This window comes from Mesorhizobium sp. WSM4815, from assembly GCF_055811575.1.
This window is the reverse complement of the sequence record NZ_JBVVQS010000096.1, coordinates 108,647-121,409: the sequence shown is the minus strand read 5'-3', so window position 1 is coordinate 121,409 and position 12,763 is coordinate 108,647. Positions and strand designations below refer to the sequence as shown.

At 61.5% G+C, this 12,763-nt stretch carries 13 protein-coding genes; 10 read left to right on the top strand and 3 right to left on the bottom strand.

From position 1 onward, the window contains the following. Positions 1-87: 87 nt before the first annotated feature. From AC0L2B_RS18970 to AC0L2B_RS18925, 10 genes are all read left to right on the top strand, one after another. Positions 88-825, top strand: coding sequence for a biotin/lipoate--protein ligase family protein (locus AC0L2B_RS18970; RefSeq protein WP_473746417.1), 738 nt, complete (start codon positions 88-90; stop codon positions 823-825). Next, entirely contained in the window at positions 816-1,358 is a 543-nt protein-coding gene (locus AC0L2B_RS18965; protein ID WP_473746416.1) for a DUF6505 family protein, read from the top strand. Before AC0L2B_RS18970 ends, AC0L2B_RS18965 begins: the two co-directional genes overlap by 10 nt. Then, the gene (locus AC0L2B_RS18960) at positions 1,355-2,371 is read left to right on the top strand and encodes a DUF6352 family protein (RefSeq protein ID WP_473746415.1); all 1,017 of its coding nucleotides are present in this window, start codon (positions 1,355-1,357) and stop codon (positions 2,369-2,371) included. The genes AC0L2B_RS18965 and AC0L2B_RS18960 overlap by 4 nt, the downstream gene beginning before the upstream one ends. Positions 2,372-2,384: 13 nt before the next feature. Next, positions 2,385-2,897, top strand: coding sequence for a DUF3305 domain-containing protein (locus AC0L2B_RS18955; RefSeq protein WP_023797599.1), 513 nt, complete (start codon positions 2,385-2,387; stop codon positions 2,895-2,897). After that, complete coding sequence (locus AC0L2B_RS18950; protein ID WP_473746414.1) at positions 2,894-3,553, top strand: DUF3306 domain-containing protein; 660 nt, start codon at positions 2,894-2,896, stop codon at positions 3,551-3,553. The genes AC0L2B_RS18955 and AC0L2B_RS18950 overlap by 4 nt, the downstream gene beginning before the upstream one ends. 115 nt (positions 3,554-3,668) lie before the next feature. Further along, a complete protein-coding gene (locus AC0L2B_RS18945) occupies positions 3,669-4,328 on the top strand; it encodes a TorD/DmsD family molecular chaperone (protein ID WP_091597818.1) in 660 nt (219 codons plus the stop codon). 33 nt (positions 4,329-4,361) lie between these two features. Beyond that, the gene (locus AC0L2B_RS18940; RefSeq protein WP_023797596.1) at positions 4,362-4,580 is read left to right on the top strand and encodes a formate dehydrogenase; all 219 of its coding nucleotides are present in this window, start codon (positions 4,362-4,364) and stop codon (positions 4,578-4,580) included. A gap of 7 nt (positions 4,581-4,587) precedes the next feature. Next, positions 4,588-7,500, top strand: coding sequence for a formate dehydrogenase subunit alpha (locus AC0L2B_RS18935; protein WP_473746413.1), 2,913 nt, complete (start codon positions 4,588-4,590; stop codon positions 7,498-7,500). Positions 7,501-7,515: 15 nt separating this feature from the next. Next, on the top strand, positions 7,516-8,112 hold the full coding sequence (gene fdh3B / locus AC0L2B_RS18930) for a formate dehydrogenase FDH3 subunit beta (RefSeq protein WP_128166279.1): 597 nt from the start codon (positions 7,516-7,518) through the stop codon (positions 8,110-8,112). 53 nt (positions 8,113-8,165) lie between these two features. Next, on the top strand, positions 8,166-9,182 hold the full coding sequence (locus tag AC0L2B_RS18925) for a formate dehydrogenase subunit gamma (protein ID WP_473746412.1): 1,017 nt from the start codon (positions 8,166-8,168) through the stop codon (positions 9,180-9,182). Between the two features lie 114 nt (positions 9,183-9,296). Here AC0L2B_RS18925 and AC0L2B_RS18920 read toward each other — a convergent pair whose 3' ends face one another. From AC0L2B_RS18920 to AC0L2B_RS18910, 3 genes are all read right to left on the bottom strand, one after another. Beyond that, complete coding sequence (locus AC0L2B_RS18920; protein WP_287171293.1) at positions 9,297-9,512, bottom strand: hypothetical protein; 216 nt, start codon at positions 9,510-9,512, stop codon at positions 9,297-9,299. 47 nt (positions 9,513-9,559) lie between these two features. Continuing rightward, the gene (locus tag AC0L2B_RS18915; RefSeq protein ID WP_473746411.1) at positions 9,560-10,234 is read right to left on the bottom strand and encodes a hypothetical protein; all 675 of its coding nucleotides are present in this window, start codon (positions 10,232-10,234) and stop codon (positions 9,560-9,562) included. A gap of 803 nt (positions 10,235-11,037) precedes the next feature. After that, a complete protein-coding gene (locus AC0L2B_RS18910; protein WP_473746410.1) occupies positions 11,038-12,564 on the bottom strand; it encodes an oligosaccharide flippase family protein in 1,527 nt (508 codons plus the stop codon). Positions 12,565-12,763: the final 199 nt, after the last annotated feature.

Sequence of the window (12,763 nt, the reverse complement as noted above, 5' to 3'; positions counted from 1 at the left end):
CATCTTCCTTGCCCACGCGGTAGCGCCTCTTGTCTGGAAGTATTATAAAGACATTACAGTCGCCGTCATCAAAATATGGATCGGCCTATGCGGCCCTCTGTCAGCGACCTCCAACTGCCACCGCCTTACAGCCTCGTGCCGCTGAGAGAGGCCGGTGACGCCTTTGCGCACGCCTGCGCGATTGCGGCAGACGAAGGGGCAGGCACGCTTGCCTGGGTGCGCCGCTACGATCTGGCCGAATTCGCAGTGGTGCTCGAGCCTGAAGAGCCGCTGGAGGATGCGCGTCGCGCGATCTATGCCGGCATGAACGCACTTGCCGATGCGCTTGCGGTCCATGCTCCGCCGTCGCGGCCCATCACCTTCGACTGGCCCGACACTGTTCGCGTCGACGGGGTTCTCGTCGGCGGCGCCCGCCTGGGCTGGCCGGAAGGGGCCCGGGAGAACGAAACCCCCGACTGGCTCGTCTTCTCCGGCATGATCCGCACCGCCGTCATCCGCGCCGACGAGCCCGGTCTGCGTCCGCTGCTTGGCGCGCTTGACGAACTCGGCTTCGTTGCGCTCGATGCCGGTGAGATCGTTGCGAGCTTCTCCCGCCATCTGATGGCCGCATTCCACGAATGGAGCGACAGCGGCTGCGGTTCGATCGCCAGCCGCTGGCTCGACCGGCTGCCCCGAAAGGGCGACGAGCATGCAGAGATTGCCGGCAACGGCGATCTGCTAATTTCCGACACGGCCTCTCAAGGGCTCCGCGAGCGAAAAAGCCTGCCCGAGGCGCTTGCCAGGCCCTCCTGGCTCGATCCGATGACGGGCACGCCATGGCTTTGAAGCTGCCGCGAACGATCCGCCTCGATCCATCGGACACGTTTGTCTATTCGCGCGCTGCAGAACCAGGCGAGTGGGCGGTGACCGGCACCTTCCTGTTCTTCGGCGCCGATGTGGCCAGGCTTACCGGCAAGGAACGGCAGGCGTTCCGCGCCGGGTTCCTCGGCATTGACAGTTTCGGTTGGTCCACCCTCGTCGTGGTCACGGACGCGTCCGCGCATGATCGCGCGGCGGCCGTCGATCGGCTGGCCGAGCAGCTTGTGGTGCGATGCGGTGCGCCAGACATCGAAACGGCGCGGGCCGCCGCCGAAGAGGAGATAGCCTTCGCGCAATCGCTGTGCGACCACCCGCCAAACACGCTGATAGGGGTCAACCGCACCAGCGAACAGGCCGGCACCCGGGAGTGTTTCCGCACCCTGCATCGCAAGGCGAGCCGGCTGGAGCCGGCAACGGCATTCCGCTTTGTCGAAATCGAGGGCGAGGACGCGTCGACGGAAAAGTTCGATCTCCTTGCATTGGCCGGGAGGCAGAAGTGAAGGATTTCTGGGTTTCCTCAGGTCATCACCTTCTCGACAGGGATGAGGCCGGGCGCCTGCTAGTGACCGACTCCTTTCTGAAGGCATATTTTGCGCGGCCAGAGCTTCTTCCCCCCGAAACGGCCTGCCCGGCGGAGTTGCGCCTGCATCACGAACTTTTGATGCATCATCCGCGCCGGCCGGTCGCCAAGCAGGAGATCGCCGCCTTGGAGGATCCGGATGCGCGCGAGAACTGGGAGTTCATGATCGCCTTTCGCGACCATGTGCTGGCCGCTCCCTCGCTCGAGGCCGCATATCTCGCGCTGGCGCGCGGCTCGGCCGAAAATATCCCGCCGCTGTTCATGAACCAGCTTGCGCAGGTCGTCCTGCGCAATGCGCTGGATGGTCAGCACGACGCCTGCGTCGTGCGAGCCGCTGAGCTGTTTTATCGGCCACAACGGGTGACGTCCCACGAGGGGACGGTGCTTCTCGCCGATGCCGAAACCATTGAACTGCATGAACAGAACCGCCATGCCTCGCCGCTCCTCGGCATGCTTGGTGGCCCAGCTGTCACGGAACTGGAGATACTCGACGAGAACAATTCCGAGAGTTACTTTGCCAGGAGCGACGCTTTCGATATGGTGCTCAAGCTGGGCAGCGCGCGCAGTCCGACCCGGCGCGGCCTTGCCACCGCAATGGAGATCTGGGTTCGCCATCTACTTGCGGTGGACGTGGAGATCGAGCCGGTGGAGCGGATCGAGGACGAGGACTGGGACTGGTTCGTCGGCCTCGACGCCGAAGCGACCCGCATCGGCAACACGCTCTGGGCCGGCGATGAACTTGACCCGGAGGCTGCACAGCGCGTGATTGCACTGTTCCGGCTCACCTTCTCCGACACAGGCGAAGTACTGCCGCAGGTGGGCGCCAGGCCCGTCTGGCTCATAATGGCCATGACCCCTGACCGAACGATCCGCATGAAGCCGCAGAACCTTGTCGCAGGCCTGCCGTTTCGCGCCCCAGGGACGGTGAACTAGGAGGATTGGTGCCATGGTGCGGGAGACGGCGGAAGTCGGGGTGATCGTCGAGCGACGGGCTCTGGACAACCCGTGGATCGACCATGTCTGGGTTCCCGTGGCCGTGCTGGCGGGCGCGCCGAGCGCGGCGCCATGGTCGGTGCTGCACGAATCAGACGGCGTGACGCGCTTCTATGCCGGAACTTTCAAGCTTGAGCTCTTCGGGTGCGACACGGGCATGTACCGGGACAACCTCCGTTCGGGGCGGCCTAGCCTGTGGATCGCGCTCCGGTCGAGCGATGCTCCACCCGGAGTTGTGCTGCACCTGGTGACCGCTGACCCTTTCGAGGGCGAGTCGCTGACCGAGGCTGGCCCCGACATCATCGAGGCCGTGCCGATGCCGATCGAGCTTCAGCAATGGCTGGCCGCCTTTGTCGAGACGCATCACGTCGAGCGTCCTTTCATCAAGCGCAAGCGCGATCGGGCGGACCCTGATGCCCTGGCGAGGCGCGGTCCTCGTTCCGGAACGACGGATGATGCCGAATGAGCGCGGGACGCGACAATGTCTTCGCCCGCTGGTCGCGCCTGAAACAGGCGGCGCGTTACAGTTCGACTGCGGGGCCGCAGAACGATCAGCTTTCGCCTGACGAAGTTGCGGCGCCAGCCGATACTGGTGAGCAGCTTGCACCAGCAATTGTCGAGCCGGAGGCCGCCGAGCCCGCCGAGCCCCTCCCTCGCCTCGAGGATCTGACCGCTCAAAGCGATCTCTCAGCCTTCCTGCGCAAAGGCGTGCCCAAAATGTTGAAGCGCGCCGCATTGCGCAAGATGTGGTCGCTCGATCCGGCAATTCGTGATCATATCGGGCCTTCCGAATATGCCTGGGACTTCAACAGCCCTGGATCCATGGCGGGATTCGGCCCCTTGAAAGCATCCAGCGAAGCTGTCGTGGATTTCCTGTCGAACGGCGGCAACCCGACCGATCCGGCACCCGCCGCCATGGCTTCGCAGGCGCCGGAGAAGGCGCCAGCGACCAGCGCCGTTTTGTCGGACGAGGGCGTGAACGCCTCAGCCGATGGGTCGGATTCTGTCACGCCGGACAGTTCGATCGAACCGGCAAACCCCGAATCTCCTTCGGCCGCCGGCGCCGCGGAATCATCGCCGATCGATCGCCAGCGACGCCATGGCGGCGCCATGCCGCGCTGATCTGAATTTGTTGCCATTTTGGCACAGTCGCTGTTGCAATTGCCGGGCGGGGCACTAGTATTCACTTTACCCACTCGTTGAGGGGCACGGTCGAGGTCAGTAGATGAACCCAGACTTGCGCCTGGAGGAGGCAATCGGCACGTCGTTCGGAGCTGACGCTCTGGTTCCCGGCGTAGAAGATGCTGACGTCAACGACGTGAACAGCGCACGCGCGGATGAGTACGCGCTGCTCGCCACGCTTCTCCTGGCCGCTCCGGATGCAAACCTCATGGCGCGGCTTTCCGGGTTGCGAGGCGACGCCGAGACCCCGCTCGGCAAGGCTCATGCCGCACTCGGCCAGGCCGCTTCTTCAGCCTCTCCGGTTGCCGTCAGTCGCGAGTATTTCGAGCTCTTCATCGGGGTCGGGCGCGGCGAACTCGTTCCCTACGCCTCCTACTACCTGACCGGCTTTCTCAACGAACGGCCGCTTGCCCGCCTGCGCGGGGACATGAGGCGCCTCGGCCTTGAACGCGCGGACGGTCATTTTGACCCGGAAGATCATCTCGGCACGCTGTTCGAGATCATGAGCGGCTTTGCCGCCACCCATTTCGTGGTTCCCGCCGGCGAGGAGCGGGACTTCTTTGAACGTCACATCGCGCCGTGGGCGAGCCGTTTCTTGGCCGATCTGGAAAACGCGGCCTCGGCCAGGTTTTACCGGGCAGTCGGCGCGTTGGGGCGGATTTTCATCGACATCGAAGCCGAAGGCTTTGCCATGGAGGCGCGACCAAGCTCGTGACCTGATCGCGTCGACGCATAGGGAGGAAGGCAGATGCAGGAAAAGCAACAGACGGCAATGAACCGCCGCAGTTTCCTTCGCGCCTTCGGCGGCGCATCCACTACCGCCGTGGCCGCCGCCGCCGTGACGCTCACCCCAGGAGAAGCGCAAGCTTACGATCCCGGTGAGGAGGAGACGAGGGCTCGCTACCGCGAGACCGAGCACGTCAAGGCATTCTACCGTGTGAACGGTTATGAGACGTTGAAGAAATGAGGGCGCCATGCTGACCAAGCGCAAGAGCGGTCAGGCGAGCCGCACAAGATTGCACACACTGATGGGCACGGTCGCCTCCGCTCCCATCGACCGGCGAACCTTCCTTCGCCGTTCCGGTCTCGCGGCCGGCGGAATGGCTGCACTCGGGTCGTTCCAGCTCGGCACCGTTCAGAAGGCGGCGGCCATCAGTCCGCCGCAGCCGGGCGTGCCTATAGAACTGAAGAAAAGCGTCTGCACCCATTGCGCGGTCGGCTGCACCGTTACCGCCGAAGTCCAGAACGGAGTTTGGACCGGTCAGGAGCCTTCGTGGGACAGCCCGATCAACCGCGGCTCCCATTGCGCCAAGGGCGCAAGCGTACGCGAGCTCGTACACAGCGACCGCCGGCTGAAATACCCGATGAAGCTCACCGCAGGGCAGTGGGAGCGTGTCTCCTGGGACGACGCAATCAATGGGATTGGCGACAAACTGCTCGAGATCCGTGAAAAGTCCGGCCCGGAATCCGTCTACTGGATGGGGTCGGCCAAGTTTTCCAACGAAGGAACCTATCTCTTCCGCAAGCTCGCGGCGCTGTGGGGAACAAACAATCAGGACCACCAGGCCCGCATCTGTCATTCGACGACCGTCGCCGGCGTAGCCAACACCTGGGGCTACGGCGCGATGACGAACTCCTTCAACGATATCCGCAATTCGAAGACCATGATCATCATGGGCGGCAACCCGGCTGAGGCGCATCCGATAGCGATGCAGCATCTGCTGGAAGGCAAGGAACTCAACCACGCCAATCTGATCGTCATCGATCCCCGTTTCACGCGCACCGCCGCCCATGCGACCGAGTACGTCCGGTTCCGCTCCGGCACCGACATAGCGCTGTTGTGGGGCATGCTATGGCACATCTTCGAGAACGGCTGGGAGGACAAGGAATTCATCGCGCAGCGCGTCTACGGGATGGATGAGGTCCGCAAGGAAGTCGCGAAATACACGCCGGAGGAGGTTGAACAGATCACCGGCGTGCCTGGCGATCAGGTGAAGCGTGTCGCCGAGATGTTCGCCACGCAGAAGCCGTCGACGATGATCTGGTGCATGGGCCAGACACACCACACGGTTGGCACGGCCAATACACGCGCAAGTTGCATACTGTGTCTCGCCACCGGCAATGTCGGCAAGCCGGGGACGGGCGCGAACATCTTCCGCGGCCATGACAACGTCCAGGGCGCGACGGATATCGGGCTCGATGTGGTCACCCTGCCCTTCTATTACGGGCTGACGGAAAGCGCCTGGAAGCACTGGTCGCGCGTTTGGGAGATCCCCTACGAGGATCTGCTGAGCCAGTTCGACTCGAAGGATGCCATGGAAACCCCGGGCATACCGCTGACAAGGTGGTTCGATTCCGTCTCGCTGCCCAAGGACAAGATAGCGCAGCGCGACAGCATGCGCGCCATGTTCATTCAGGGCCACGCCAGCAACAGTATCACCCGTATCCCGGATTCGATGAAAGGCCTGACAGGCCTGGAGCTGCTTGTCGTCGCCGATCCCCATCCCACCACCTGGGCATCGCTGGCGGTGGAGGCGGGGCGAAAGGACAACACTTATCTGTTGCCGGTCTGCACGCAATTCGAGACGTCAGGCTCGCGCGTCGCCTCAAATCGGGCCATCCAATGGGGTGAGCAGATCGTGAAGCCGAGCTTCGAGCAGAAGGACGACTACCAGGTCATCTATCTGTTGTCGAAGAAGCTCGGGCTTGCCGACAAGATGTTCAAGAAGATAGCCGTCGAGGGCGACCGTCCGGTGCCGGAGGACGTGCTGCGCGAGATGAACCGCGGCAGCTGGTCGACGGGCTATTGCGGTCAGTCGCCGGAGCGGCTCAAGGCGCATATGAAGAACCAGCACAAGTTCGACCTGGTGACATTGCGCGCGCCGAAGGACGATCCCGAGGTCGGCGGCGACTATTACGGCCTGCCGTGGCCATGTTGGGGCAAGCCTGAGATCCGCCACCCGGGTACGGCCAATCTTTACAGCACCGGCCTGCATGTCATGGACGGCGGCAGCCCGTTCCGCGCCCGCTTCGGCGTCGAACGAAACGGCCAGACCCTATTGGCGGAAGGCTCCTACACGCAAGGCTCGGAACTCACCGACGGCTATCCGGAGTTCACCATGGCCGTGCTCAAGAAACTCGGCTGGGACAAGGATCTGACGGCGCAAGAACGCGCCGTGATCGAAAAGATCGGCGACGACATCAACAAGGTCTCGTGGTCGACGGATCTGTCAGGCGGGATCCAGCGCGTCGTGCTCAGCCATGGCTGCCATCCCTACGGCAACGGCAAGGCGCGCGCAGTAGCGTGGAACCTGCCCGACCCGGTACCCACCCATCGCGAGCCGATCTATTCGCCGAGGGTGGATCTGGTCGCAAAATATCCGACCTATCCCGACGCCACACAGTTCCGGTTGCCGAACATAGGCTTCAGCGTGCAGCAGGCGGCGGTGGAAAAGGGCATCGCCAAGACGTTCCCGCTGATCCTGACCAGCGGCCGGCTCGTCGAATATGAGGGCGGCGGCGAGGAAACGCGGTCGAACAGATGGCTGGCCGAGCTGCAGCAGGAGATGTTCGTCGAGATCAACCCGGCCGATGCATCCGAACGCGGCATCGGCGATGGGACCTGGGTTTGGGTCAATGGTGCCGAGAACAACGCGAGGGCGCGGGTGAAGGCGCTGGTCACGGAGCGCGTCGGCCGCGGCGTCGCGTTCATGCCCTTCCACTTCGGCGGCTGGTTCCAGGGCAAGGATCTCAGGGCCCACTATCCGCAGGGCACCGATCCATATGTTCTGGGAGAGAGCGTCAACAGCATCACCACCTACGGCTACGACCCGGTGACGGGCATGCAGGAGCCGAAGTGCACGCTCTGCCAAATCGTTGCGGCGTGAACGGGAGGAACAGAAATGGCCAGGATGAAATTCCTTTGCGACGCTGATCGTTGCATCGAGTGCAATGCCTGCGTCACCGCCTGCAAGAACGAGCACGACGTGCCATGGGGCATCAACCGGCGCCGCGTCGTCACCATCAATGACGGCAAGCCCGGCGAACGCTCCGTCTCGATGGCGTGCATGCATTGCACCGACGCGCCTTGCGCGGCGGTTTGTCCGGTCGACTGCTTCTACACCACGGCCGACGCGGTGGTGCTCCACTCCAAGGACCTGTGCATCGGGTGCGGCTATTGCTTCTACGCCTGCCCGTTCGGCGCCCCGCAATATCCCCGTGTGGGCAATTTCGGTTCGCGCGGCAAGATGGACAAATGCACCTTCTGCGCCGCCGGCCCGGAAGGTGATTCCACCGAAGTCGAATATGCCAAGTACGGCGCCAACCGGCTGGCTGAAGGCAAGCTGCCGCTTTGCGCCGAAATGTGTTCGACCAAGTCGCTCCTGGCCGGCGACGGCGAGATCATCGCGGCGATCTACAAGGAGCGCGTGACGCAGCGTGGCTATGGTTCGGGCGCCTGGGGCTGGCAGACGGCCTATCGAGAAACAATCGACGTGTAGGAGGCAGTCGGGCTCGTCTCGCGCGCAACGGAGCTAGCAGGGAGGACGGAGAAATGCCGGACAACAGGCTTGGTCGACTGATTCCGCAGGCTATCGCGGCGTTCATGACGCTCACGCTGCTGGTCGCGGCGCCCGTGTACGCGCAAGCCCCATCCGGGAGCAACCCGACCGCTCAGGCGGTGAACGAACAGCAGCTTCTTGATGAGCTGCGGAAGATCGAGGGGCGCGTCACCCTGCCCAATACGGCCGCCGGCTTGCTCGAGCAACCGCAAGGCCGCGATTACCGCGGCTTCCACGAGGGCTGGCTGCCGTGGATCGGCGGCATCGCGATAACAGGCATTTTGCTGCTGCTGGCGCTGTTCTATTTCTACAGGGGCCGCATCCGTACACTGGCGCCCGAATCGAGCGTAAGGATTTTGCGCTTCGGTGCTCTGGAGCGGCTGACCCACTGGATGACTGCCACGGCGTTCATCATCCTGGCCATCACCGGCTTGAACTTTATCTTCGGCAAGCGTCTGTTGATGCCGCTGATCGGGGCCGATGCATTTTCAACCTGGTCGATCTGGGCGAAATACGCCCACGACTTTGTCTCCTGGGCTTTCATGCTCGGCATATTGGTCATGCTGGTGACATGGGTCTGGGATAACCTTCCCGATCGCCATGACGCGCATTGGCTCAAGGTCGGTGGCGGCTTTTTCGACAAGACCAACAGGACGCATCCGCCGGCCGGACGTTTCAACACCGGCCAGAAGCTCATCTTCTGGGCCGTCGTGCTCGGCGGAATTGCGCTGTCGGTGTCCGGCATATTCATGCTGTTTCCGTTCGCGTTCACCGACATAAACGGCATGCAGACGGCCCAGTATGTTCATGCGACTGTCGGCATAATCCTGATCGCCGTCATTATCGCTCACATTTATATCGGCACGCTCGGCATGGAAGGCGCCTATGAAGCAATGGGTTCGGGCACCGTCGATATCAACTGGGCGAAGGAGCACCATAGGCTTTGGGTCGAAAGCCAGGAGAAGAAAGGTGCGATACCGCCGCGCTCGGCGGCCGAACCGGCCGAATAATAGCTTCTGCGCACAATCGAAATGCCTGGGCCATTGGTCCGGGCATTTTTTTGGCGTGCTCGCAGGCTTTCATTGCCCGGCCTCGAAAACCACGTCAGCGAGCGCATTTCCGCGCTACGAAGGCGTCTCCTCGCCCTCCGCGGCTGCGGTAGAGTTGTCGCCCGGTTCGCCCGTCCAGTTTTGACCGACCAGATTGTGCCCCGGATCGCCGACGCGAGTGCTCTCGCTGCTGTAGACCTGCCATGCTGGCTGTTGCTGCTGCGCGCTCAGAAGAAAATAGCCGGCCCCGATCGCAATCGCGATCGAAACGACAATTCCGGTCAAGATCATACCCATCCCGCCTTCTCCCTTTCACCTGCTCAAAGTCAGTCACGCTCTCATTGTGGCGGTGGCGTCTGCTGCGCTGGAGTCTGCTGCGCTGGATTCTGCCCCGTCACAGATGGATTGCCAGTTCCCTGAGGTGCTGCACCGGACTTTTGCTGATACTGCAGGTCGAGCGCCGCCAGTGCAAGCAACGGCGGCGGCATGGCGACGCCGGCCACCCGCATTTCCCGCGCGGTCTTCTGGCATTGTGCAATGTCATTGGCGGCGGCCAGTTCCTCCGCTTTCGCGGGATTGATCACAAAATCCTTGGGAGTGCTCGACGTATCCGAGGGGGGCACCGGCGCGGCCCTGCTTTCCTTCTGGGGCGCGTTCGTCGCCGATCCGCTGGCCACCTTCTCCTTGTTCGGTTGTGGAGCATCGCTGGCAACCCCAGCCTGCCCGGTAATTTTCTGCGCCGAGCCCGTCCCGGTCTCGGGCTTGGCGGGCGCGGCTGCGCTGGTAGAAGATGTGCCGGACTGCTGAGCCGAGGCAGCCGCGGTCGGGCTAGCCGCTTCGGCAGGCGCCTTCATGAAGGCGAGGAGCTCCTGGCAGAGATTGGCAGGCCCGCCTGGCTGCTGGGCAGCGGGCGTTGCAGCCGCTGGAGCCGTAGGCTCGGGGGCAGTGCTCGTCTGCGCCAGCGATGTTGACGTCGACAAGGCAACGATTCCTGCGAGAAGCATTTTTTTCATCGCTTCGCTCCTTCCGTGATGAAAATCACCCGCCTCGGCGACAACATAACGTCAGAAGGTGCCCGAACGATCCATGGAATTGCGACGCCTGCCTCGCAATTCGGCCATCGGGCGATCCCGCGGCCTTCCCGAATATTCAGCTTAACGAATGCGCCCGCCTTGGCTAAAGCAAAGGCTGATTGCGGGCGGGATTCGAATGTCCGCCGAGAGGGGTACGTGGTCGCTCAGCTTTGTTATGGCGATCTCGTCATAGGTGCCGAGTTCGACAAAGGAATGGGAACGTTCCGAGGCACAAATATATAGTCGATATGGAAGGCCTGATCCTGCTTCCATCGATGGAAGTAGGTCGGTGACTTTTCCTCGCCGAACCTGTCGTCGTGGAATTCATGCCATGCGCTTACCAGACCAAGTCGAGAGATAAGCTCCAGGACGCGCGCAAAAATGACCGTCCGGACTTCGATTCGCGTCGAACCTTGTAGATTGATTGAAATCGCCCGCAAGGACCGCACGGTTACTGACGATGAACCCCGAAAGCGTCGACAGCGCGCGCAGCGTCCGAGAGACGTAGTCGCCGTCTCTCTTGGCACAGACACCGACGAAATATAGCTCCTCCCCGCCGCGAACAGCTCTCACAGGAAGGAATAAGCGTTCAGCTTCGGAATTGGTTGACCCAGGCGAAGGAGCGTTCGACCCCCAGCGGTAGCGATGCGAGCGAAATCTCGGCGCGTGCCAATGCCAACCGCTTGGTGCTCAAAAGCGCAACACTGAGGATGACATGGATGAAAGACCAAGCGGTCGCTGAGTTACGCCCCACGATTCCGCGCAAGGGCAATCCGCTCCGATACGACAATGATAGCAATCATGGCTCCACTCACGCCTACGCAGGCGACGATGGCACTCACAATGTCGAGAGAAGCACTCAGGATGTTTGATCCTGCGATTGCCACTACGAAGAATGTTAATAAAGTTAGTAGCGGATACCCACCCATCAGGGAAGGCTCTCTAAAGCTGAACCAGCCATACACAACGGTAAACAGGATTAGATACGCTGCCGCCATTGCGCCGAGATATCCAACACCGTGATACAATGGGATGCTCAAAGCGGCAATTCCAAGGAAAAGAAGCGCCCACCCGAGGTTTATTGCGAATCCAGTCCACATTCGTCCCGTGGCCACAAGAACATTACCGAGCCCCGCTCCGGTAGCTTGTATTCCGGCAATCAACATGGCCCACGCAATTGCATTGCTGTCTCCAGCGAAATCAGGTCCGTAGAGGACAGGCAGAAGCCATCGAGCGAGCAGAGTAGTTGAGATGCCAATTGGGAAAACCGTGAGGGCGGAAAGGGAGAAGCAATAACGTACAGTTGCCCCAAAACGCTTTGGATCCGCCGCACTGTTTGCCATTATTGCCAGCGTCGGCGCGAGCAACACCATGGGAAAGTAAGTGACCAATGAGCGCAGCTGGTCCGCAATGCGAACCAATGCGAGATCTGAATAGCCTATAGGTGATCGAATAAGCATTAGGTTCGCAAGCCACATCACCGGCACGACAAGTAGGTTCGCAGCCAACATCGGCAATCCGACATTGACGATAACTCGCCATTCTCGTCCGGCAAGTCGAATTCGTGACCAGCGTATACCGTAGCGAGAACATTCGTCACCAGAGGCCAAATACGTCAGCACCATCGAAATAGCTGTACAAAGTACTTGTGAGCCCGCAGCGCCAGTTAGTCCGTAATAATAAACTAGTGGGGGAGAAGTGAAGAGTGAAACAACAGCAACCGAAAGAGAGATCCTCGTGATACGCGAAAATGCCTCTAGACCCGTCAAGATTGCAAGGAATAGACCGTCAAAGATCGAGAAGAATACCAATGCCGCCAAAATCTGAATAGGTAGTGTCAAGTCGCTTCGGCCGAGAGCTTGAGATGCGAGCGTGCCAGCAAAACCAAAGCATGCTGCTGCTGCCGACAGGCTGGTGACGAGCGCAACTATGCTTGTCAAACTTAATATTCGTCCGGCCCGCTCGGGATCATTCTCCCGAAGCTCTGCGACGTATTTCGTTGCTACGGTCCCCAGTCCCATGCCGGCGACCATTCCCACCACCCCGATTGTGCTTTGGACCATGGCGAGCTGCCCAAACTGCTCGCGGCCAATCATTCGAACAATGATGATCGAAAGGAGCATGGCGGCAGCGCGCGACCCGGCGGCGCCGATCAGCGACCAGAAGGCTCCACGTATGAGGCGCTGACGTACCGGCGAACCCCAATAGACTCGCTGCCACCAAGCAGCGAAGCGGACGCGGGTACCGAGTTTCGTGTCGTTACGGCGCAAGGTACTTTCCAAAGTGCAGCAGCAGCAGCAATAGCGACTGTCGCACGGCCGCAGCAAAGTGTCAGGCGACAAAATGAGGCTTGCCGAGGGACCTTGATCCCTCAGGGGGGATGTACGAATGGCGAAAGGGCGAGAGATCCTGCCATGGCTGGCAATCCAGTTAGCTCCTATCTCGCAGCGAGCAGGTGGAAACTTTCTT